The organism is Bradyrhizobium sp. SPXBL-04 (genome assembly GCF_051853035.1).
GTDB classification, from domain to species: Bacteria; Pseudomonadota; Alphaproteobacteria; order Rhizobiales; family Xanthobacteraceae; genus Bradyrhizobium; species Bradyrhizobium zhanjiangense.
In genome coordinates, this window is record NZ_CP182472.1 from 5,334,434 (window position 1) to 5,356,630 (window position 22,197).

The following is a 22,197-nucleotide window of genomic DNA, read 5'->3' on the forward strand; positions in this document are numbered from 1 at the left end:
TTAGGGCTTTCGCCGTTCAATCACGCGGATTCCCTCGCCGCCCGCCAGAACGGCCGAGCTGGCCAGGCCGATGAACAGGCCATGCTCGACCACACCGGGGATGGCGCTCAACGCCTTGGCGAGACTGGGTGGATCCACAATACGTCCGAGCTGGGCATCGACGATCCAGTGGCCGCCGTCAGTGACGAAAACGTGGCCGTCCTTGGCCTTGCGGACCGCCATTTGCCCGGAAACGCCGCATTCGGCAAATGCCTTTTCGATCGCGCGGCGCGTCGCGCCAAGCCCGAACGGAATGACCTCGACCGGCAGCGGAAACTTGCCGAGTGCCGGCACCCATTTGCTGTCGTCGGCAATCACGATCATGCGATCCGAGGCGGCCGCCACGATCTTCTCGCGCAGCAGCGCGCCGCCACCACCTTTGATGAGGTTGAGCTCGGGATCGATCTCGTCGGCGCCGTCGACGGTGATGTCGAGATGGTCGATCTCATCCAGCGTGGTCAGCGGCACGCCGCAACGCATTGCGTCCGCGCGCGTCGCCTCCGAGGTCGGCACGCCGATCACCTTGAGCCCGGCGGCAACGCGCTCGCCGAGCAGCTCGACGAAATGTTTTGCAGTCGAGCCGGTGCCGAGCCCGAGCTGCATGCCGTCGCGCACTTCCTCGAGGGCGCGCGCTGCAGCCTGCCGCTTCAACTGGTCCATGTTCACGTTTGCGCCCGCCTTTGGATCGAGAATGTGCCGCCGGTGTGGCCGGTTGCGGCGGCCTATGTAGCCTCGTTTTTCCCCGGAGAACAGGGTCTGGGAACAGGTCTATAAGCGGATATTATGGCCCCGCCCCTTGCTTCGACGCGACCGCGCCGGTAGCGCTTCGCCCATGACCTCCCCTCACACCATCGTCTTCGATCTCGACGGCACGCTTGTGGATACGGCGCCCGACCTGATCACCGCGCTGAATCACGTGCTCGACCGCGCAGGGCTGCCGCCCGTGCCGATGGCCTCGGCTCGCAACATGATCGGCGCCGGCGCCCGCAAGCTGATCGAACGGGGCCTGGAGGCCGAGGGTCGCACCGTCACCCCCGCAGACATGAACCGGATGACGGCCGATTTCATCGCCTATTATGCCGACCATATCGCTGTCGAATCCCGCCCCTTCGAGGGACTCGAAGCCGCGCTCGACCAGTTTGCCGCCCAGGGCCATCGCCTCGCGGTCTGCACCAACAAGCTGGAATGGCTGTCGAAGCGGCTTTTGGACCAGCTCGACCTCAGTCGCCGCTTTGCGGCGATCTGCGGCGCCGACACGTTCGGTGTCCAGAAGCCCGATCCGACCATTTTCCGCGAGACCGTGGCCCGCGCCGGCGGAGAGGTCAAAGCCAGTATCATGGTCGGTGACGCCGGAACCGACGTTGGCGTCGCCCGGCGGGCCGGCGTGCCCGTCATTGGGGTCAGCTTCGGCTATACGGACGTGCCGATCGCCGAGCTGAAGCCGGACCGGCTGATCCATCACATGCGCGACCTGCCCGCCGCAGCGCACAGCCTGATGAATACCCGGACTCCCGTAAGCCACTGATTAAGCTATATTATTCCGCAGAACCCTCGCATTAACCATCTATTATCTATGCGCAGCCCGCCGGTTGCCTGCCCCAAACGACACTCCTAAGGTCCGGCTGGGGTAGGTGGCGGTTCGTCGCAGAAATGGGTGGTCATGCGTCGTGTCATCGCGATTGCTTTAGCAGGGGCGAGCCTTGGTGGCTGCTCCTCGATGTCTTGGGACATGTTCAAATCGGCCCCGCCGACCGTCCAGGTCAGGCTCGAATCAAGTCCTCCGGGGGCTGACGCCACAACCTCGCTCGGTCCGGGCTGCAAGACCCCCTGCTCCGTCTCGGTTCCCGCCCCCGATGCTCCGTTTACGGTCGCTTTCGCGCTGGCCAAGTACCAGCCGGCGAACGTGCCGGTGAACGTGATCAAGAATCCCGGCGATTTCACCACCCCCGCCTCGGTGACCACCGACCCGAATCCGGTGTTCGCGGAGCTCCAGCCGGCCACTCCGCCCAAACCGGTCCGCAAGCCGCACCGGCCGAAGAAGCCGAAACCGGCCGCTGCCGCAGCGCCGGCGGATGCCGCACAGACCGCGGCCTCGCCGTTCCCCGATCCGAACGCGGGCAAGCGCTGACAACCCGATTGTCCTCGGCCAGCCCGATGCTTAGATTGCTTCCCGAGCACCGCTAAAGCATCGGTGTGCGAGTCGCCCAAAGTGACAAGGCCTCCCGTATGAACGGATCTTCCGCGAGTCCCCTCGCCACCGCGAGTCCCCTCGCCGCGCTGTCGAGCCCCATGACCGATCCGTTCGGGCGGACCATCAGCTATTTGCGCGTCTCCGTCACCGACCGCTGCGACTTGCGCTGCTTCTATTGCATGTCGGAGGACATGACGTTCCTGCCCAAGGCGGACCTGCTGACACTTGAGGAACTCGACCGGCTCTGCTCGGCCTTCATCGCCAAAGGCGTGAAGAAGCTGCGGCTCACCGGCGGCGAGCCCTTGGTCCGCCGCAACGTGATGACGCTGGTGCGCTCGCTGTCGCGGCATCTTTCCAGCGGCGCCCTGAACGAGCTGACGCTGACCACCAACGGCACCCAACTTGCGAAACATGCGAGCGAGCTTGCCGATTGCGGCGTCCGCCGCATCAACGTCTCGCTCGACACGCTCGATCCGCGGAAGTTTCGCGAGATCACCCGCTGGGGCGAGATCGACAAGGTCCTGGAAGGCATCGAAGCCGCACGAGCCGCAGGGCTCAGCGTGAAGATCAACGCGGTGGCGCTGAAGAACCTCAACGAGGACGAACTGCCCGAGCTGATGCGCTGGGCCCACGGCAAGGGCATGGGCCTGACGCTGATCGAGGTGATGCCGATGGGCGAGATCGGATCGGGACGGATCGACCAATATCTGCCGCTGTCCCTGGTGCGCGCCCGCCTCGCCCAGCAATTCACGCTGACGGATCTGGCCGAGACCACGGGCGGACCGGCGCGCTATGTCAGCGTCGCCGAGACCGGCGGCAAGCTCGGCTTCATCACGCCGATGACCCATAATTTCTGCGAGTCCTGCAACCGGGTGCGCATCACCTGCACGGGAACGCTGCACACCTGCCTCGGACACGAGGATGCCTCGGATTTACGCAAACCTCTGCGTGCATCGAACGAGGATGTGCTGCTTGCGGATGCGATCGACCGCGCCATCGGGCTGAAGCCCAAGGGCCACGATTTCATCATCGACCGCCGCCACAACCGTCCCAGCGTCTCCAGGCACATGAGCGTCACCGGCGGCTGACCCCGTGGGGTTACGGTCTTATTCCCCTTAACTATCAACAAACTTCCGATTGACTGGCGGCACGCCCGCTGGTTTGGTGCGGCTGCCTTATGCCTGCGCGGCGAGACAAGCCACGCGCCAACTCGGCGCAGTCAAGACGGCCGGGGCACAATCGGGGAGGACCTATCGTTGCAAGCGCTCCTAAAGCTGAGCCAAGGAATTGACGCGTTCACGCGCTGGACGGGCAAACGCCTGGCGTGGCTGATCGTGCTCGCCGTCATCATTTCGGCGGTCAATGCGATCGTCCGCAAGACGTTCGACACGTCGTCCAATTCTTGGCTCGAGCTGCAATGGGTGCTGTTCAGCATCGTCTTCCTGCTGTGCTCGCCCTGGACGCTGCTCGATAACGAGCACATCCGCATCGACATCGTGAACAATGCGCTGCCGAAGACGGCTCGCAATGTCATCGACGTGATCGGTCACCTGTTCTTCCTCATTCCGCTGTGCATCGTCATGATCATTACGGGCGTGCCGTTCTTCGAGCGCTCGTTCCAGATCAACGAGCAATCCGGCAACGCCGGCGGCCTGCCGCAATGGCCCGCCAAATCCCTGATCATGATCGGGTTCGCTTTGCTGCTCGTTCAAGGCATCTCCGAGCTGATCAAGCGAATTGCGGTCATGCGCGGAATGATGCCGGACCCGCATGAATCCCAGGTGTCGGCGCTGGAGGCGGAAGTCGAGCATCTCGTCGAAGCGATCGAGAAGAAGTAGCCGTTGGCGACGGTTTAGGGGGAATTATGACCGCGTTTATCATCGCCAATATGGCGCCCATCATGTTCGCGTCGCTGGTCGTCATGCTGCTGCTCGGCTATCCCGCAGCATTCTCGCTCGGCGCCGTCGGCCTGTTCTACGCTGTGGTCGGCATCGAGCTCGGCGAGTTCCGCCCGGACTTCCTCCAGGCCCTTCCGGAGCGGGTCTACGGCGTGATGAACAACGACACGCTGCTCGCCATTCCGTTCTTCACCTTCATGGGATTGGTGCTGGAGCGGTCGGGCATGGCCGAGGACCTGCTCGACACCATCGGCCAACTGTTCGGTACCATCCGCGGCGGCCTTGCCTATGCCGTGATCTTCGTCGGCGCGCTGCTCGCCGCGACGACGGGCGTGGTCGCCGCCTCCGTGATCTCAATGGGTCTGATCTCGCTGCCGATCATGCTGCGCTATGGCTACGACCGCCGCGTGGCAGCCGGCGTCATCGCCGCGTCCGGCACGCTCGCGCAGATCATTCCGCCCTCGCTCGTTCTGATCGTGATGGCCGACCAGCTCGGCAAATCCGTCGGCGACATGTACGAGGGCGCCTTCATCCCGGGCCTCGTGCTCGCCGGCCTCTACGCCGCCTACGCCTTCCTCGTCAGCATGATCTTCCCGAAGGCCACGCCGGGCCTCCCGAAGGAGGCCATCGGCTTCCGCGAGGAGAGTGGCAGCCGCGGCCTCGGTTCGCTCGGCGTGCTGTTCCTCGCCAGCGGCGTGTTCGGCTGGTTCATGATGCGCGATTCGAGCGTGCATGGCGCCGATTACGTCGTGCTCAGCATGTTCTACGGCATCATCTTCGCATTCGTCGTCGCTGTGGTGAACTGGGTCATCGACAAGCTCACCGGCTTCCGTTTTCTCTCGAAGATGGCGCAGCAGACCACTTTCGTGATGGTGCCGCCGCTGTTCCTGATCTTCCTGGTGCTGGGCACGATCTTCATCGGTATCGCGACCCCGACCGAAGGCGGCGCTATGGGTGCGGCCGGCGCCCTCATCCTCGGTGCCGCGAAGCGGCGGCTGAGCTGGGATCTGATCCGGCAGGCCACGGAATCGACCGCCAAGCTGTCGGCTTTCGTCGTCTTCATCCTGGTCGGCGCCCGCGTGTTCTCGCTTACCTTCTACGGCGTCAACGGTCACGTCTGGGTCGAGCACCTGCTCACCTCCCTGCCCGGCGGCCAGGTCGGCTTCCTGATCTTCGTCAACGCCTTCGTCTTCGTGCTGGCCTTCTTCCTCGACTTCTTCGAGCTGGCCTTCATCGTGATCCCGCTGCTCGGACCTGCCGCCGAGCATCTCGGCATCGACCTGATCTGGTTCGGCGTCATCCTCGGCGTCAATATGCAGACCTCGTTCATGCATCCGCCGTTCGGCTTCGCCCTGTTCTATCTGCGATCGGTCGCGCCGAAGGAGCGCTACACCGATCGCGTCACCGGCAAGCGGATGGACCCTGTCACCACGGGCCAGATCTATTGGGGTGCGGTCCCGTTCGTCGTCATCCAGATCATCATGGTCGGTCTGGTGATCGCGTTCCCCGCGATGGTGATGCACTACAAGGGCGTCCAGACCAACATCGACCCCAACACGATCAAGATCGAGGTGCCGCAGATCGAGCTGCCGCCGCTGGATTTGGGACCACCGCAGAAATAGCGGGGACGACACTCGCCGTCATGCTCCGCTCAAGCGGCGCATGACGCACAACGGCGCGCGTGACAAGCACCGGAAACGCAGGCATACCGGGCCATCCTCCACCCCATGGATGGCCGCTCATGTCCCGCTTGCCCCTTGCTACATCGCTCGTTGGCCCGTTGATCGCCTCGCTCTGGCTGGCATGTGCCGCCACGACGGCGCAGGCCGAGCCGATCGCCGATATCCATACGCTGGCGCAAAAGGAGCAGCAGCCGCTGCTCGACACCCTGCGCGATCTCGTCAACATCGAATCCGGCAGCAAGGACATCGAAGGCCTGAACCAGATCGCTGAGCGCGTTGCCGGCCAACTCAGGCAGCTCGGCGGCACGGTGGAGATCCTGCAACCCACCGACATCTATCGCCTCGACGACACGCCTGAGAAGGTCGGGCCTGCCGTGCACGCCGTGTTCAAGGGCACGGGCAGCAAGAAGATCATGCTGATCGCCCACATGGACACGGTGTACCTGAAGGGCATGCTGAAGGACCAGCCGTTCCGCATCGACGGCGACAAGGCTTACGGCCTCGGCATCGCCGACGACAAGCAGGGCGTCGCGCTCATTCTCCATACCGTGGCCCTGCTCCAGAAGCTGAACTTCAAAGACTACGGCACGCTCACGGTGCTCACGAACGGCGACGAGGAGATCTCCTCGCCCGGCTGGCGCAGCACCATCACCCGGTTCGCCGCGGATCAGGACGTAGTGTTCTCGTTCGAAGGCGGCGGGACCGACGGCACGCTGCGCCTCGCCACCAGCGGCATCGGTTCGGCCTATCTCACCGTGCACGGCAAGTCGTCACATGCCGGCGCAAGGCCTGAGGGCGGCGTGAATGCGCTGTACGAGCTCTCGCACCAGGTGCTCCAGATGAAGGACCTGTCCAAGCCCGAGCAAGGCCTGAAGCTGAACTGGACGGTCTCCAAATCCGGTACTAATCGCAATGTGATCCCTGCCGACGCCACGGCCCAGGCCGATGCGCGTGCGCTCAAGGTGGCCGACTTTGACGAGTTGGAGAAGGCGCTTCAGGACAAGATCAAGAATCGCCTGCTGCCCAACTCCAAGGTCGACCTGAAGTTCGAGGTGCGTCGCCCGCCGTTGGAGGCCAACGAGGCCTCGCGCCATGTGGCGGCCTACGGCAAGACGATCTATCAGGAGCTCGGAATGTCCCTCAAGGTCGACGAGAAGGCGACCGGCGGCGGCACCGACGCCGCGTTTGCTGCGCTCAAGACCAGAGGAGCCGTGGTGGAAGGCATGGGCCTGTCAGGCTTCGGTGCACACTCCAATGATGCCGAATATGTGCAGCTCAACAGCATTGTGCCGCGTTTGTATCTGGCCACACGCATGATTATGGATCTGTCCACCGGCAAGCTGAAATAGCGGTTGTTTTCTTCCTCCTCTCCTTGTGGGAGAGGGGTTGCTTCCGCGCACTTCATGGCTAAGGAAACTCGCGGAGCGAGCGCCTCACCCGCCGCTATCGCGGCGAGCCACCCTCTCCCACACGGGGAGAGGGAAAAGAGACTGTCTCGTCCGCCAGCCAAAACCGCAGCGTGAACTCTGCGCCGCCGCCGGGGAGATTCTCCACTGCGACCGTCGCCGCATGATCGTCCGCGACCCCGCGCACGATCGAGAGCCCCAGGCCGGCGCCGTCGCTGCGCTGGCGGTCACGGCGCCAGAAGCGCTGGAAGATCAGCTCGCGCTCGGCCTCGGCGATGCCCGGACCGCAATCGCGCACCCGCACTGAGCCGTCCTCGCCCACCTCGACCTCGACGGCGGTATCCCTGGCCGTGAACTTGATGGCGTTTTCGGCGAGGTTGAAGATTGCGCGCTGAAGCATCTCCGAATTACCGTGGATCATGACCGGCGCGTCGCTGCCCCGCAGCGCGATCTCCTTGTGCTGGGCGATCGCGAGCGGGGCGATCGAACCGACCACATCGGCGCAGACGGCGCGCAAGTCAGCGGTCTCGCCGGGATCGAGCACCAGCGTGTCGAGTTCGGCGATCTCCAGCAGCTGGGCGACGATCCGGCTCATGGCTTCGATGTCGGCATGCAGCGCCTGGCGTGCCGCGCCGTCGCCAAGCGTCTCGATCCGCGTGCGCAGGATCGTGAGCGGCGTGCGCAGTTGATGCGCGGCGTCGGCCGTGAACTGCCGCTGCACCCGAAAGCCGTCCTCGAGGCGGTCGAGCGCCTGGTTGACGGCGGTGACGAGCGGCATGATCTCGCGCGGGATCCGCTTGGTCGGCAGGCGGATGTCGGTGCGCGCCGGGCCGATATTGCTGGCCTCCTCCGAGGCCCTCCACAGCGGCGCGATCGCGCGGCGGAAGATGATGATGTCGGTTGCGAGCAGGACCAGAAGGATCGGGATGGTGATCCACCCGACCCGCCGGAAGAAATTCGAAATGATGTCGTCGATGATGACGTCGCGATGCGCGAGATCCTCGGCGACCCGAATGCGTACCATCTTGCCGTCGATGATCCGGGTGACGCCAGCGCCGGAAATCGTTTCGGACGGCCGAAGAGCTGCGGCGCCGGTCCGCCGGTGCGAGGAAAACAGCAGCCGGCCTTCGCCATCGCGAATGTCGTATTGATAGCGGCCGTAAGCGTCCGAATAGAGCCCGCGCAGGCTGTCGGGCAAGTTGAACGTCAGCGAGCCGTCCGGCTGGGCGACGATGCGCTCCGCCAGTACCTCGGCCTGGGCGCGCATGCCGTCACGGTGCAACTGGTCGATCTCGGAATTGAGCAGCCAGAACAGCACCAGCGGCAGGACGATCGCGACCATCGCGACCGCCACGATGTGCAGGAAGACGATCCGCCAGATCAGCGATTTGAACGTGAGCGATCTGACATGGCCGCCGGCAGCCACGCTATTTTTCCTCGGCCATGAGATAGCCGACGCCGCGGATGGTGTGGATCACCACCTTGGCGCCGTGCTCGGTAAGCTGCTTGCGCAGCCGCGAGACGTAGACCTCGACCGCATTGGAGGCGACCTCGCCTTCGAGCCCGAAGATGTGATCCTCGACGTTCTTCTTCGGCACCACCCGCCCCTGCCGGCGCAGCAGGATCTCCAGCACCGAGGTCTCGCGCGCGGAGATGATCCGCGGCTGGTCGTCGACGAAGATCTGACGGCTCTCGGTGTCGTAGACGAGATTGGCAAGGCGCAGCGAGCGTCCGAGCAGCTGGCCCGGCCGGCGCAGGATCGCCTCCAGCCGCGCCACCAGTTCCTCCATCGCGAACGGCTTTGCGAGATAGTCGTCGGCGCCGCTGCGCAGGCCGCTGACGCGGTCCTGCAGGCCGCCGCGCGCGGTCAGCACCAGGACCGGCAGCGGCTCCATCTTTAGGCGCAGATCGCGCAGCACCGACAGGCCGTCGCCGTCGGGCAGGCCGAGGTCGAGGATCATCGCGGCATAGCTGACGCTGCTCACGGCCTCGCGCGCCTCGGCGGCGCTTCCGACGATGTCGCTCTCATAGCCGGCTGCCGCCAGCCCGCCGGCCACGAGCCGCGACAGCTCGACATTGTCCTCGACGATCAGAAGGCGCATCAAACTCCCGCCGGATGTTCCGGTGTGTCACCGCGCGGCTCGCGCCGCATCTGCGCCCTTTTCCAGCATTCGGGACGCCTCGGCCAGCAAAAAAGCACCCGGCGGAACTGGTCACCGGTCAGGTTCGTGTAAGCCAATCAGGTATGCGCTCGTAAGGCGGGAACGGCGGACGTTCGTAGCAGCTGGCCCTTTTAGCCCCGCCCCTCGAAATAGGCGCAAAGCAGGGTCGTCTCCTTTTGGGCTATGGATTTCCGAAAGAGCCGGCACTTGAAACGGCGGTCCTTCCCCTCTCCGCTCTCGATCAGGAACATGCATTCACTGCAAACGTCACTCCGGTGGCGGCGCTGGGCCACATCGAGCCCATCCAGGACGCGGCGAAGCGTATCACGCAGCCGAGACTGATCGGGGAGCTCAAGGGCCACAAGTTGATCCCGCAGGGCGTTAATCGGATCGCGCTCCAGGAACCTCTCGCCTTCACTTGTAAGGCAAAGCGAAATCGAGCGCTTATCCTCTGCAGATGGCTTGCGGACCATCAGCCCCTTACTCTGCAGTACGGCGGCAATCTGCGATGCGGCGCTGCGGGTCGTGCCCAAAAAGCTGGCGAGAGCAGTCGGCGTCCGCGAAAACCTGTTTGCGCGAGCGAGAAAGCGCAAAGCCATCCATTCGCGATCGCTAAGACCCGAACGACTACCTTCAAAAAGCCAACTGTCGGCAGATTGTATCAGGAGTTGTACGATCTCAATTGCCAGGCTCATCGATAAGTCCCCACGGGAAACGGCCGCCCTGGCATCTCGATCAAAGATCGAGAGCCGCCGTGTCGGGTGAAAGCTGAATTCCCGTCGGGACTGGTTGAGTCCGGTATACCGTACCGTGAAGTCGGAACGACGGTGAACGCACCGCCGCGACTTCAGCCCGATTGCCGGATTCCGATAGCCTGATCGTTCCACGAAAGGAACACCGAAGTACTACGCATCACGCTAGCGTTGAGATGGCACCAAATCTCGCGCGTTCGATTGACGTCGACAGCCTCTGCTGCCGCATTGCTGATGAGCGGACATCGAAAGGTCAGAGCGCTCTTGTCAGGTTCGTGTAAGCCATGGCCGCGCATAGGTCGTAGGGATGGATAGAGCGCAGCCAAACCCCGTCCTGCATGACCGATCCGCTCCAAACAGAGACTCCGGCAAAACTAAAACGAGAGCAACGCATGCACCTCCTCAGATTTACACTCGCATTCGCCCTCTGTCTGATGACGACGTTCGCCCAGGCGGCCGGCTTTCGCTTTATCACGGTGCCGGCCGGGGCAGGTTTGCCAGCCTTCCAGGCGGCCGTGTGGTCGCCGTGCCAGGAGCAGGCGGGCGAGGTCAAACTTCGCGCGATCACTTTACTTGCGACGCGGGACTGCGCTGTCTCAGGTGACAAGCTGCCATTGATCGTGATCTCGCATGGCTATGGGGGATCCTTCATCGGCCATCATGACACGGCCGAGGTGCTCGCCGATGCCGGGTTCGTCGTCGTCGCCCTCGACCATCCGGTCGACGCCGGCGGCGGCGACATGAGCCGCGCGGACACGCTCGCCGCATTGACGGAGCGTCCGTCCGACGTCACGAGATTGATCGACCATATGCTCACCGCATGGTCCGATCATGCGAAACTGACCGCGACCATGTTGGGTTCTTTGGTTTTTCGAGGGGCGGCTACACCGGCCTGGTGGTCGCGGGCGCCAATCCCGATTTGCGAAAGGCCATCGCCTTGTGCCCGGAAAATTCTCCGAAACCCAGCTGCGCCGAACTGCGACGAAGCGAGATCCCGGCACAAGCATTGGCGCATGACCCGCGCGTCAAGGCCCTTGTCGTTGCCGACCCCGCCTTCGGTCCATTGTTCGACCGGGAGGCTCTGAAGGACGTAGAAATTCCGATCCAGCTTTGGGCGTCGGCGCTGAGTGGAGACGACAAGACCGGCGGCGAAGTCACGCTGGATTATGTTTCACTGATTGAGCGCGACCTGCCGGTCAGACCCGACTATCATCTCGTGCCGAATGCCGGTCACTACGCATTCCTTCCGCCCTGCACGCCGGATCTGGCGAAGAAGCGTCCCGACATCTGCACCGACAGACCGGGGTTCGACCGCGCCGCCTTTCACGAGCAGCTCAACGCCGCCGCCCTGGCCTTCTTCCGAACGCATCTGGTGAGTGGTCCGTAGCTCGCGGGATGGGCCGAGGGCGAAATTTCGGATTATGCGATTATCCCTTTTTGCCACTGTTTTGCCCGACGTGTCAAACGGCTTCGCAATTCGCAGCATCGGGAGATGCCGAAACGAATCCGTCGCTCGGCGGTCCCTACCCCACTTGCGCTCTCAAAACGCAGCGCGGGCCGCGGCTGCGCCAGGATCGTAGCATCCCGGTGATTTACGTCGACGTATCAGTCTTTTAGCAGCATCGACAGGAAGTACCGCCGTGACTCCTCGTCTACTGTGCATGGGGTTGTTTTTGCATATTTTGAGTCTGGCACTCTCCAAACGCGGAGACGACAACGCCCCGGAGCCTTCGCTCCGGGGCGTTGCAGGCAACAGCTGGCGTGATCAGCTCTGCGAGCGCCGCGCCATGAAGATGTCGTAGCCGACCTCGGCGACCTGGAACCAGGCGTAGCCGTCGCTCGTGAACTTGGCGAGGGAATCGTGCACCTTCTTGAAGCTGGCGTTGGTCGCGCCGACTTCGGCGTGCAGCTCCTTGGCGGCCTTGTGGCAGGCATCCATGATCGACGGCGAGAAGGCGTGCAGCTTGGTGCCGCTCGCAAGCAGCTTCTTCAGCGCCAGCGGATTGGCGTTGTCGTAGCGCGCCATCATGTAGTTGTTGGCGTAGTGGCCGGCCTGCTCCAGCACGCTCTGGTAATATTTCGGCAGCGCGTTCCACTTGTCGAGGTTGACGAAGGCCAGCAGCATCGGTCCGCCTTCCCACCAACCGGGATAGTAGTAGTGCGGCGCGATCTTGTAGAAGCCGAGCTTCTCGTCGTCATAGGGGCCGACCCATTCGGCGGCGTCGATGGTGCCCTTCTCCAGCGCCGGATAGATATCGCCGCCGGCGAGCTGCTGCGGCACCACGCCGAGCTTCTGGAGCACGCGGCCGGCAAAGCCGCCAATGCGGAATTTCATGCCCTTCATGTCGTCGGGCGTGTTGACCTCCTTCCTGAACCAGCCGCCCATCTGGCAGCCGGTGTTGCCCGCGAGCAGCGAGACGACGTTGTAGCCCTTGTAGAACTCGTTGAGCACGTCGCGCCCGCCGCCCAGCATGTACCAGGCCTGGTTGATGCGCATGTTGGGACCGAACGGCACGGCCGAGCCGAAGGTGAAGGTCGGGTCCTTGCCGAAATAGTAGTAGGACGCGGTGTGGCCGATCTCGCAGGTGCCGTTCTGCACGGCGTCGAGCACCTGGAGACCCGGCACGATTTCGCCGGCGGCGAAGATCTGGATCTGGAATTTGTTGTCGGTCGCTTCTGCGACCATCTTGCACATCATCTCGGCGCCGCCGAACAGCGTATCGAGCGATTTCGGCCAGCTCGTCGGCATGCGCCATTTGATTTCCGGCATCGACTGCGCGATCGCGGGCGCCGCGAGCGTGGCGGCGCCGGCCGCACCAAGTCCCGTGACCTTGATGAAGTCTCTTCTCTTCATGATTTCCTACCCTGATGGATCTGCTTGTTGGGCCTTCTTGCCGAGGCTTGGGGACAGCATGGATCATCGCTCCGCCGAATGCCATCCCGATCGCACTGCGGCAAAGAAAAAGCCCGGCCTCCTTGAGGAGGCCGGGCTACTCGTCTTACGACTTAAGCCGTAGATCAGCCGCGGGTGCGCGAGCGGATCATGAAGCTGTCGTAGGTATATTCGGCGACCTGCCACCACAGATATTCGTCGGAGCGGTAGGCCTGCATGGCGTCGATCGACTTCTTGAAATCGGCGTTCTTGCCCGAGATCTCAGCCCACAGCTCGTTGGTCGCCTTGAGGCATGCTTCCAGCACCTCGTTGGTGAAGGGACGCAGCTGGGTGCCGCCGGCGACCAGACGCTTCAGCGCCGCCGGGTTCTGCATGTCGTAACGTGCGGCCATCCAGCTGTTGGCGTTGGCCGTCGCGTTGGTGAGGATCGCCTGATAGTTCTTCGGCAGCGCATTCCACTTTTCCAGGTTGGCGAAGGCGTGGACGGTCGGACCGCCTTCCCAGAAGCCCGGATAATAGTAGTACTTGGCGACCTTGGCGAAGCCGAGCTTCTCGTCATCGTAGGGACCGACCCACTCGGCCGCGTCGATGGTGCCCTTCTCCAGCGCCGGATAGATATCGCCGCCGGCGAGCTGCTGCGGCACCACGCCGACCTTCTGGAGCACCTGGCCGGCAATGCCGCCGATGCGCATCTTCAGGCCGGAGAGGTCGGCAACCGTCTTGATCTCCTTGCGGAACCAGCCGCCCATCTGGGTGCCGGTGTTGCCGCAGGGGAAGCCGATCACGTTCGACTTCTTGAAGAACTCGTTGGCGAGCTCGTTGCCGCCGCCCTGATAGAGCCACGAATTCTGCTGGCGCGCATTGAGGCCGAACGGCACCGAGGCGAAGATCGCGAAGGTCGGGTCCTTGCCGACATAGTAGTAGGACACCGTGTGGCACATCTCGACCGTGCCGCTCGAGGTCGCATCCAGCGCCTGCAGGCCGGGGACGATTTCACCGGCGGCAAACACCTGGATCTGGAACTTGTTGTCGGTCATCTCGGCGACGTATTTCGCCACCTGCTCGGCGCCGCCATAGATGGTGTCGAGCGACTTCGGGAAGCTCGAAGTCAGGCGCCACTTCACCTCGGGCGAGGACTGCGCGATTGCCGGCGAGGCCACTGCGGTCGCCGCCGCGCCTGCTGCCGACACTTTGAGAAAATCACGACGCTTCATCTTCATCTCTCTCCTTGCTGGGGCGTTTCCCCTCAACTTCTCTTTTGCTGCCGCTCATTCCGGCGACGCGTGAAGGCCGCGTCGAACCGAAGGGGCTTGACTGCCGTGGGCCTTTAACACGGAAGCCCCGCTTGCGGAACGCGACAATGGCATGACGGGGCTCTACGAAAGTCGCATGTCCCCGCAGCTTGCCGCGGCGGCCAATTCAGGCCGCGGCGATGACACCCTTGAGCTGGTCCCGGACCTGGCCTGCAATGGCGCGGTAGATCGCCGCATGAGGTCCGTCCGGCTCGCTGTCGACCACGGGATTGCCGGCATCCGAGGTGGCGCGAATCGCCATGTGCAGCGGGATCTCGCCCAGGAACGGGACTCCAAGCTTCTCGGCCTCGTGCCGCGCCCCGCCATGGCCGAAAATGTCCGACTTGGTGCCGCAATGTGGGCACTGGAAGTAGCTCATGTTCTCGACGATGCCGAGCACGGGCACGTTGACCTTCTTGAACATGGCAAGCCCCCGTCTTGCGTCGATCAGGGACAGGTCCTGCGGAGTCGAGACGATCACGGCGCCCTTCAACGGCACGTTCTGCGCCAGCGTGAGCTGGGCATCGCCGGTGCCCGGCGGCATGTCGACGACCAGCACGTCGAGCTTGCCCCATTCGACGTCGCGCAGCATCTGCGTCACCGCCGACATCACCATGGGACCGCGCCAGATCATCGCGGTCTCCTCCTCCACCAAAAAGCCGATCGACATGATTGCGAGGCCGAAGCGCCGGAGCGGAATCATCTTGCGCTCGTCGTTCAGCTCCGGCTTGTCGCGCATGCCGGTCAGCCGCGGCACCGAGGGGCCGTAGATGTCGGCGTCGAGCAGCCCGACCTTGAGGCCGAGGTCGCGCAGGCCGAGCGCCAGATTGAGCGCGGTGGTCGACTTGCCCACCCCGCCCTTGCCGGAGGCGACCGCGATCACGGCGGCAACGCCCGGGATTTCCGATTGCCGCGCCATCGGCGATTGGCCGCCCTGCGGCGGTTTATGAGCATGGACCGGCTGCACGCCGGGCGTGCCACGGCTCGGCTGCGGGGGTGGCGGCGGCGCGGAGCCCGGCTTGCGCTCGGCGGTGAGCGCCACCATCGCGGTGGTGACGCCGGGAATGGCACGGACGGCGGCTTCCGCTTCGGCCCGGATGGACTCCCAGGCCCGTGCTTCGGCGGCATCGACATTGATCGAGAAGAACACCTTGCCGTCGGAGGCGCTGATCGCGCTCAGCACGTTGGCATTGGTGAGCGCGACCCCGCGCGGCGACTTGATCCGGGCAAGGCTGTCGAGAACCTGTTGCTGCGTCACGCTCAAAGCGCATCTCCTGATTTCAAGATGCCCCATTAGAGCGGAAACGCCCAAAAGGCTACTGCCTGCCGATATCGTCAGCCATCTCCGCGGGCGCCGCCCCCTGCTCCCTGGCCGCCTCGTAATTCAGCTCGATCATGACGCCGTTGGGGTCGTAGACGAAGATCTGCCAAAGCTCGCCGCCGGGCACCTGGCGGGACTCGAACTTCATCCCCTTGGACGCTAGCCGCTGCTTCATACCGTCAAAGCCGCGGCTGACGAAGGCGACATGGTGGACAACGCCGGAATCCGGCTTTTGTGGCTCGGCGGTCGGAGAAATATCGACGAGGTGCACCACCGGTTTCCCCTCGCTGTACATCCAGGCGCCCGGGAAGGCGAAATTCGGCCGGGCGCCATTTTCCAGGCCCAGCACGTCTTCGTAGAAGCGGACCGTCTCGGCCAGTTTTCGGGTTCGGATGTTGAAATGATCGAGCACGCCCACGCTCACGCCGCCCAAACCGATGCCCATGCCTTCGCTCCCTTTTTTGAAGTCCTTGAGGTCCGCCATCCTAGCACAGGGGACCGCCAAACGAAGCCGTTGCCCTCTGGCCTCAAGGGTTTATGGTGCGCCCCAATCCGCCCTCACGGCGGAACCAGGCGCCCTACTCGCCCGGCAAGAACCGTAAAACCCAAACTACGGACAAGGTACCATACATGGCAAAAGTCGCTTTCCTCGGTCTCGGTGTCATGGGCTTCCCCATGGCCGGACACCTCGTGAAAAAAGGGGGCCATGAGGTCACCGTCTATAACCGCACCGCGGCCAAGGCGAAGGAGTGGGCAGACAAGTTCGGCGGCAAGACCGCACCGACCCCGAAGGCCGCCGCCGAAGGCCAGGATTTCGTGATGTGCTGCGTCGGCAACGACAACGATCTGCGCGCGGTCACGATCGGCCCCGACGGCGCGTTTGCCGGCGTCAAGAAGGGCGCAACCTTCGTCGACCACACCACCGCTTCGGCCGAAGTCGCGCGCGAACTCGATGCGGCCGCGACCAAGGCCGGCTTCAAGTTCATCGATGCCCCCGTCTCCGGCGGCCAGGCCGGCGCCGAGAACGGCGTGCTGACGGTGATGTGCGGCGGCGCGCAGGACGCCTATGCCGGCGCCGAGCCGATCATCACGGGCGCCTATGCGCGGATGTGCAAACTGCTCGGCCCCGCCGGCTCCGGCCAGCTGACGAAAATGGTCAACCAGATCTGCATCGCCGGTCTGGTGCAGGGTCTTTCCGAAGGCATCCACTTCGCCAAGAAGAGTGGCCTCGACGTCGCCGCAGTGATCGAGACCATCTCAAAAGGGGCCGCGCAGTCCTGGCAGATGGAGAATCGCTACAAGACCATGAACGAGGGCAAGTACGATTTCGGCTTCGCGGTCGAATGGATGCGCAAGGACCTCTCGATCTCGCTGGCTGAAGCCCGCCGCAACGGCGCCAATCTGCCGGTGACTGCGCTGGTCGACCAGTTCTACGCCGAAGTCGAGAAGATGGGCGGCAAGCGCTGGGATACGTCCAGTTTGCTCGCACGCCTGCAACGCTGAGGAACGTGTCGACGGTCGCGGCCGGGCAGCTGCGACCGTCACCAGCCTCGACGCGGGCCTGCGCCGCGACGTGGGCCGCATTGAGAAGAACGAATTCCGGGGGACCTGACTTGCTGAGCGTGATCGCCGCCGTTTTCATCGTTGCGTATGCTGCCATCGCGCTCGAACACCCGCTCGGCATCAACAAGAGCGCTACGGCTCTCCTGGGAGCGGGCCTGCTCTGGACCATCTACGCGATGTCCGTCGGCGACGCCTCGCTCGTCAACCACCAGCTCGACGAATCCGTCGCCTCGACTGCGCAGATCGTCTTCTTCCTGATCGGCGCCATGACGATCGTCGAGGTGATCGACGCCCACAACGGCTTCGAAGTCATCACCTCGGTCATCCGCACCACGAAGCAGACCACGCTGATGTGGATCATCGGCTTCGTGACGTTCTTCCTGAGCGCGATCCTCGACAACCTCACGACCACCATCGTGATGGTCTCGCTGGTTCAGAAGCTGATCGGCAACAGGAGCGACCGCCTGCTGTTCGCTTCCCTCATCGTTATCGCCGCCAATGCGGGAGGCGCCTGGACCGTCATCGGCGACGTCACGACAACGATGCTCTGGATCGGAGGGCAGATCTCGCCTGTCAGCATCATGGGAGCGGTATTCCTGCCGTCTCTGCTCAACCTGCTGATACCGCTGCTCATCATTGGCTATTCCGTCAAGGGGAAGGACATCGTCCCGCCGCTGCAACCAGAAGCGCAGGCTCTCAAGGTCGAGCTGTTCGAGCGCAATCTGATGTTCTATCTCGGCCTCGGCACGCTGGTCGCCGTCCCGGTTTTCAAGGCCGTGACGCACCTCGCGCCCTTCATGGGGATCCTGTTCGGGCTGGGCATCCTCTGGCTGGTCGGCGAGATCGTTCACCGCCACAAGGACGAGGATGCGCGTCGCCCCCTCACCCTCGTCCATGCGCTGACGCGCATCGACATGAGCTCCATCGTGTTCTTCGTCGGCATTCTCCTTGCCGTCGCCTGCCTGGAGCACGCCCGCGTGCTGGAGCTGTTGGCAAAATGGCTCGACAACACGGTCGGCCGTCTCGACATCATCGTCATCCTGCTCGGCCTCTTGAGCGCCATCATCGACAACGTGCCGCTCGTCGCGGCGACGATGGGCATGTACAATCTGGTGCAATACCCGCCCGACAGCTTCATCTGGGAATTCATCGCCTATTGCGCCGGCACCGGCGGCTCGATCCTGATCATCGGCTCGGCGGCCGGCGTCGCCGCGATGGGGCTCGAGAAGATCGAATTCTTCTGGTACGCCCGCCGGATCGCAGGTCCCGCGCTTGTGGGATATCTCGCGGGTGCACTGGTCTACATTGCCCAGCACTCGCTGCTGCATTGATCCGCCGTGACCGGCCGTTCGGCACTGCCGGTTCCGGCAGAGGTGTTTCTTAATCATCCGTTAACGTAATTCTTTAGCTCCTTAAGTCACCTCTTAAGGATTTCTTGCCAGAGATAGACAATGCAGAAGGCCCGCGTCCGGCGTGGGCAGGAATCGTGTTGCTTGATGAGTAACCCCGCTGAAAAGCCCGAGGTTGTGCAGCTTCCGGCCGAGCCGGTGAGCGCTCCATCGGCGAGCAGCCGCAGGGCTGCGGCGCAGCGGGTGCGCGAGGCGCGCGACAAGTTAACCTCGACCAGCGGAACCCGGCCGGCCTTCGACGCCGAGATGCTGCGCCAATATGCGCAGACGCGGCTGTCGGCTTCCTATGTCGTGATGCTGCTGGTGGTCGCCACCGGCGTGCTGTTCGGGCTCTGGATGCTGCCGATTCCGGCCGCGGCCTGGACCGCGGGCATGCTCTGCATCCACAGCGCGATGATCCGCAGCTGCCGGCGGTTCCTGACTGAGGCCGCCTCTCCGGCCGCAACGCGCGCATGGCGAACGCGTTTCGTCGTGCTCGACCTGCTCTATGGCCTGTGCTGGATGGCGATCCTGATCCACCCCGTGCTCGACATGGTCACGGAAACACTGATGATGTTCCTGATGCTGCTGGTGATCGCGGTATCGAGCATGCTGGCCGCCAATCTGCCGATCGCCGCCGTTGCCGCCACCGCGCCGGTCGCGGTCGCAATGGCCCTGAGCTTCGTGATGACCGGCTCACTGGACAATTACATCCTGGCGGCACTCGCGCTCGCGGCCGAAGGCTATTTCGTCCTGCTGGCCCACCGCCTGCACTCCTCGACCTTCGCCACGCTCGAGGCACGCGCCGAGAAGGACGCACTAATCGGCGAGCTCGAACAGGCCAAGGCAATCTCGGACGAAGCACGTCACCGCGCCGAATCCGCCAATGTCGCCAAGTCACGCTTCCTTGCGCAGATGAGCCACGAGCTGCGCACGCCGCTGAACGCCATCCTCGGTTTCTCCGAGGTGATGAAGAGCGAGATTTTTGGCGCACACGCGGTGCCGGTCTACAAGGAGTACTCGGCGGATATCCATAATTCCGGCGTGCACCTGCTCAACCTCATCAACGAGATCCTCGATTTGTCGCGGATCGAGGCCGGCCGCTACGAACTCAACGAGGAAGCGGTGTCGTTGGTCGCCATCGTCGCCGACTGCCATCATTTGATGAAGCTGCGCGCCTCGAGCCGTGGCATCACCATCCACGAAGTATTCGAGCAGGCCATGCCGCGGCTCTGGGCCGACGAGCGTGCGGTCCGCCAGGTCGTGCTCAACCTGCTTTCCAACTCCATCAAGTTCACGCCGCAGGGCGGCGAGATCTGGCTCAAGGCGGGATGGACCGCTTCGGGTGGACAATATCTTTCGGTGAAAGACTCCGGCTCCGGAATCCCCGAGGACGAGATCCCGGTCGTGCTCGCCTCGTTCGGTCAGGGCTCCAACTCGATCAAATCGGCCGAACAGGGCGCAGGCCTCGGCCTGCCCATCGCCAAGAATCTGATCGACCTGCATGGCGGCACGTTCACGCTGAAATCGAAGCTGCGCATCGGCACCGAGGTCATCGTCACCTTCCCGCCGGAGCGCGTGATGAGCGCGCTGGCGCCGCTGTCGGATGATTCTCCGCCGCTGCAGCCCGAGAGTTCGCTCGTTCCCGACGAGAAGCGCCGGCCGCGCCACAAGCCGATCATGAGCGCAGGCACGGGCTCTTAACGAGATGCTTGCAGACATGCCCGACGATCCCTCACAATGTCCGTATGAGCAAAGAAACGCCGTGCGTCGCCGTCTGCATGATCGATCCCAAGACCAAGCTTTGCTTCGGCTGCGGCCGGACTTTGCCGGAGATCGCGCGCTGGCACGCCATGGACAGCGCGGAGCGGCTGACGGTCATGGCGCTGTTGCCGGCGCGCATGGATCAGGCAGGACTCGTACCGATCGCGGCATCGCCGAAACGTACCTGATCGGCACGCGCGCATCTGGAGGCGCGCAATGATCCGCTTCCTGCTTGTACTCATCATGCTCGCCGGCACCGCAGGTGCGGTCGTCGCCTATGGCGATCCCGACCAGATCGCGCGCGCCAGCCACAGGGTCTCGCACATCTTCCGCGCGCAGACCGCCGCCCCGGCCCCCGCCGTGCATATCCCGCGCGGCCAGGGTGGCGAGTTCGCACTGCGTGCGAAGATCAACGGCGTCACCGCGCCGATGGTGATCGATACAGGTGCGACCTCTGTGGTGCTGACCTGGGAAACCGCGAAAGCGATCGGACTGCCGCTCGAGATGCTCGAATACGACGTCGACCTGGAGACCGCGGGCGGCCACACCAAGGCGGCGCGGCTCACGCTCGACCGTCTCGCGGTCGGCAAGCTGGTCGAGAAGTCGGTGCCGGCCCTGGTCGTGCAACGTGGCCAGATGAAGACCAATCTGCTCGGCATGAGCTTCCTCGACCGCCTGGAAAGCTGGGGCGTGCGCGCGGACACGCTGATGCTGACAGGTTATCCGGAGCTCCAGAAGGGCCCCCGCCGCTCGCGCATCGCGATCGACTAGACGAGCTACGCCGCCTCCGCTGGCGCAGGTGCACCGACACGCGCGATCGCCTCGCGCAGCACCTCGAGACCGGCGCCCGGCTTCACCCCCTGCTCGGCAAGATGGCGGCGGAAGGCGCGCGCGCCGGGAACGGCGTGGAATGCGCCGACGAAATGCCGCGTGATCGCGTGCAGCCGGGTGCCGCGCGCGAGCTGCTGTTCGATGTAGGGCATCATCGCCTCGAGCGCGTCCTGCATGGACGCGTGCGGCGCCGCCTCGCCGAAGATGTCGGTATCGACGCTGAGCAGCCGCCACGGCTCCTGATAGGCTGCGCGGCCGAGCATCACACCGTCGACATGGGCAAGATGCGCCTTCGCATCGTCGATGCCCGGGATGCCACCATTGATGATGACGGGCACACCAGGCATTGCGCGTTTGAGCCGATAGACGCGATCATAGTCGAGCGGCGGGATGTCGCGGTTCTCCTTCGGCGAAAGGCCGTTGAGCCAGGCCTTGCGAGCATGCACGATCAGTGCATCGGAGCCGGACGCCACCACCGCGCGCGCGAGCGTATCGAGCGCCACTTCAGGGTCCTGGTCGTCGATCCCGATACGGCACTTCACAGTGACGGGAATCGCGACCGCGCGCTTCATGGCGTCGACGCACCTCGCCACCAGTTCCGGCTCTGCCATGAGGCAGGCGCCGAACCGGCCATCCTTCACGCGATCGGACGGGCAGCCGACATTGAGATTGATCTCGTCATAGCCGAACGCCTCACCGATCCGCGCAGCCAGCGCTAGCTCGTGCGGATCCGACCCGCCAAGCTGAAGCGCCACCGGATGCTCGCACGCGTCGAACCCAAGCAGCCGCTCCCGATCGCCATGAATAATGGCGCCCGTGGTCAGCATCTCCGTATAAAGCAGCGCCCGCCGCGTCAGTTGACGGTGGAACACCCGGCAATGCCGGTCCGTCCAGTCCATCATAGGTGCAATGCAAAAGCGATGCGCTAACATGCTGATTCTGTTAGCACTTCGGACATCAATCAGTCCATTCGTTTTTTTCGGTCGACAGCAGTTCAGATATTCATCGTCGATGT

Annotated in this window: 22 protein-coding genes; 13 read left to right on the forward strand and 9 right to left on the reverse strand. The window is 63.9% G+C overall.

Annotated features, from left to right (window positions below):
• Positions 1-705 (reverse strand): ribose-5-phosphate isomerase RpiA, encoded by a 705-nt coding sequence (rpiA, locus tag ACNJX8_RS25475; RefSeq protein ID WP_128934495.1) that lies wholly within the window; start codon positions 703-705, stop codon positions 1-3.
• Between the two features lie 166 nt (positions 706-871).
• Between rpiA and ACNJX8_RS25480 the strand changes: the two genes are divergently transcribed.
• The 6 genes from ACNJX8_RS25480 to ACNJX8_RS25505 all read left to right on the forward strand — a co-directional run bounded on the left by ACNJX8_RS25480 (position 872) and on the right by ACNJX8_RS25505 (position 7,159).
• Entirely contained in the window at positions 872-1,564 is a 693-nt protein-coding gene (locus tag ACNJX8_RS25480; RefSeq protein WP_128938532.1) for an HAD family hydrolase, read from the forward strand.
• Between the two features lie 135 nt (positions 1,565-1,699).
• Positions 1,700-2,167, forward strand: a complete 468-nt coding sequence (locus ACNJX8_RS25485) for a hypothetical protein (protein ID WP_370986697.1) — start codon at positions 1,700-1,702, stop codon at positions 2,165-2,167.
• Positions 2,168-2,265: 98 nt separating this feature from the next.
• Positions 2,266-3,318 carry a GTP 3',8-cyclase MoaA gene (gene moaA, locus ACNJX8_RS25490; RefSeq protein WP_439357149.1) on the forward strand — a complete coding sequence of 351 codons (1,053 nt, stop codon included), beginning with the start codon at positions 2,266-2,268 and terminating at the stop codon, positions 3,316-3,318.
• Positions 3,319-3,486: 168 nt separating this feature from the next.
• On the forward strand, positions 3,487-4,068 hold the full coding sequence (locus ACNJX8_RS25495) for a TRAP transporter small permease subunit (protein ID WP_128934499.1): 582 nt from the start codon (positions 3,487-3,489) through the stop codon (positions 4,066-4,068).
• Between the two features lie 26 nt (positions 4,069-4,094).
• Positions 4,095-5,750 carry a TRAP transporter large permease gene (locus tag ACNJX8_RS25500; protein WP_128934500.1) on the forward strand — a complete coding sequence of 552 codons (1,656 nt, stop codon included), beginning with the start codon at positions 4,095-4,097 and terminating at the stop codon, positions 5,748-5,750.
• Between the two features lie 119 nt (positions 5,751-5,869).
• Positions 5,870-7,159, forward strand: coding sequence for a M20/M25/M40 family metallo-hydrolase (locus ACNJX8_RS25505; RefSeq protein WP_439357150.1), 1,290 nt, complete (start codon positions 5,870-5,872; stop codon positions 7,157-7,159).
• Positions 7,160-7,253: 94 nt separating this feature from the next.
• Here ACNJX8_RS25505 and ACNJX8_RS25510 read toward each other — a convergent pair whose 3' ends face one another.
• From ACNJX8_RS25510 to ACNJX8_RS25520, 3 genes are all read right to left on the reverse strand, one after another.
• Positions 7,254-8,642 carry an ATP-binding protein gene (locus tag ACNJX8_RS25510; protein WP_439357151.1) on the reverse strand — a complete coding sequence of 463 codons (1,389 nt, stop codon included), beginning with the start codon at positions 8,640-8,642 and terminating at the stop codon, positions 7,254-7,256.
• A 1-nt stretch (position 8,643) separates the two neighbouring features.
• On the reverse strand, positions 8,644-9,318 hold the full coding sequence (locus ACNJX8_RS25515; RefSeq protein WP_439357152.1) for a response regulator transcription factor: 675 nt from the start codon (positions 9,316-9,318) through the stop codon (positions 8,644-8,646).
• Positions 9,319-9,509: 191 nt separating this feature from the next.
• Complete coding sequence (locus ACNJX8_RS25520) at positions 9,510-10,073, reverse strand: MarR family winged helix-turn-helix transcriptional regulator (protein WP_439357153.1); 564 nt, start codon at positions 10,071-10,073, stop codon at positions 9,510-9,512.
• Between the two features lie 449 nt (positions 10,074-10,522).
• On the opposite strand from ACNJX8_RS25520, the gene ACNJX8_RS25525 reads away from it, so the two are divergent.
• Positions 10,523-11,215, forward strand: a complete 693-nt coding sequence (locus ACNJX8_RS25525) for an alpha/beta hydrolase family protein (RefSeq protein WP_439357154.1) — start codon at positions 10,523-10,525, stop codon at positions 11,213-11,215.
• Positions 11,194-11,517, forward strand: coding sequence for a hypothetical protein (locus tag ACNJX8_RS25530; RefSeq protein WP_439357155.1), 324 nt, complete (start codon positions 11,194-11,196; stop codon positions 11,515-11,517). Before ACNJX8_RS25525 ends, ACNJX8_RS25530 begins: the two co-directional genes overlap by 22 nt.
• A 378-nt stretch (positions 11,518-11,895) precedes the next feature.
• Here ACNJX8_RS25530 and ACNJX8_RS25535 read toward each other — a convergent pair whose 3' ends face one another.
• The 4 genes from ACNJX8_RS25535 to ACNJX8_RS25550 all read right to left on the reverse strand — a co-directional run bounded on the left by ACNJX8_RS25535 (position 11,896) and on the right by ACNJX8_RS25550 (position 16,069).
• Positions 11,896-12,984 (reverse strand): TRAP transporter substrate-binding protein, encoded by a 1,089-nt coding sequence (locus ACNJX8_RS25535; protein ID WP_128934506.1) that lies wholly within the window; start codon positions 12,982-12,984, stop codon positions 11,896-11,898.
• Positions 12,985-13,148: 164 nt separating this feature from the next.
• On the reverse strand, positions 13,149-14,237 hold the full coding sequence (locus tag ACNJX8_RS25540; RefSeq protein WP_091888831.1) for a TRAP transporter substrate-binding protein: 1,089 nt from the start codon (positions 14,235-14,237) through the stop codon (positions 13,149-13,151).
• Between the two features lie 205 nt (positions 14,238-14,442).
• Positions 14,443-15,579: an Mrp/NBP35 family ATP-binding protein gene (locus ACNJX8_RS25545; protein ID WP_164939466.1), complete on the reverse strand. Its 1,137-nt coding sequence runs from the start codon at positions 15,577-15,579 to the stop codon at positions 14,443-14,445.
• A gap of 52 nt (positions 15,580-15,631) precedes the next feature.
• Complete coding sequence (locus ACNJX8_RS25550) at positions 15,632-16,069, reverse strand: VOC family protein (RefSeq protein ID WP_128937455.1); 438 nt, start codon at positions 16,067-16,069, stop codon at positions 15,632-15,634.
• 197 nt (positions 16,070-16,266) lie between these two features.
• Between ACNJX8_RS25550 and ACNJX8_RS25555 the strand changes: the two genes are divergently transcribed.
• From ACNJX8_RS25555 to ACNJX8_RS25575, 5 genes are all read left to right on the forward strand, one after another.
• Positions 16,267-17,139, forward strand: a complete 873-nt coding sequence (locus ACNJX8_RS25555; protein WP_128934508.1) for an NAD(P)-dependent oxidoreductase — start codon at positions 16,267-16,269, stop codon at positions 17,137-17,139.
• Positions 17,140-17,249: 110 nt separating this feature from the next.
• Positions 17,250-18,530: a sodium:proton antiporter NhaD gene (gene nhaD, locus ACNJX8_RS25560; protein ID WP_439357156.1), complete on the forward strand. Its 1,281-nt coding sequence runs from the start codon at positions 17,250-17,252 to the stop codon at positions 18,528-18,530.
• Between the two features lie 165 nt (positions 18,531-18,695).
• On the forward strand, positions 18,696-20,291 hold the full coding sequence (locus ACNJX8_RS25565; RefSeq protein ID WP_439357157.1) for a sensor histidine kinase: 1,596 nt from the start codon (positions 18,696-18,698) through the stop codon (positions 20,289-20,291).
• A gap of 44 nt (positions 20,292-20,335) precedes the next feature.
• On the forward strand, positions 20,336-20,539 hold the full coding sequence (locus tag ACNJX8_RS25570; RefSeq protein ID WP_128938519.1) for a DUF1289 domain-containing protein: 204 nt from the start codon (positions 20,336-20,338) through the stop codon (positions 20,537-20,539).
• 28 nt (positions 20,540-20,567) lie between these two features.
• Positions 20,568-21,122, forward strand: a complete 555-nt coding sequence (locus ACNJX8_RS25575; protein ID WP_128934512.1) for a TIGR02281 family clan AA aspartic protease — start codon at positions 20,568-20,570, stop codon at positions 21,120-21,122.
• Positions 21,123-21,127: 5 nt separating this feature from the next.
• Here ACNJX8_RS25575 and dusA read toward each other — a convergent pair whose 3' ends face one another.
• Positions 21,128-22,114, reverse strand: a complete 987-nt coding sequence (dusA, locus tag ACNJX8_RS25580; protein ID WP_439361977.1) for a tRNA dihydrouridine(20/20a) synthase DusA — start codon at positions 22,112-22,114, stop codon at positions 21,128-21,130.
• Positions 22,115-22,197 lie beyond the last annotated feature (83 nt).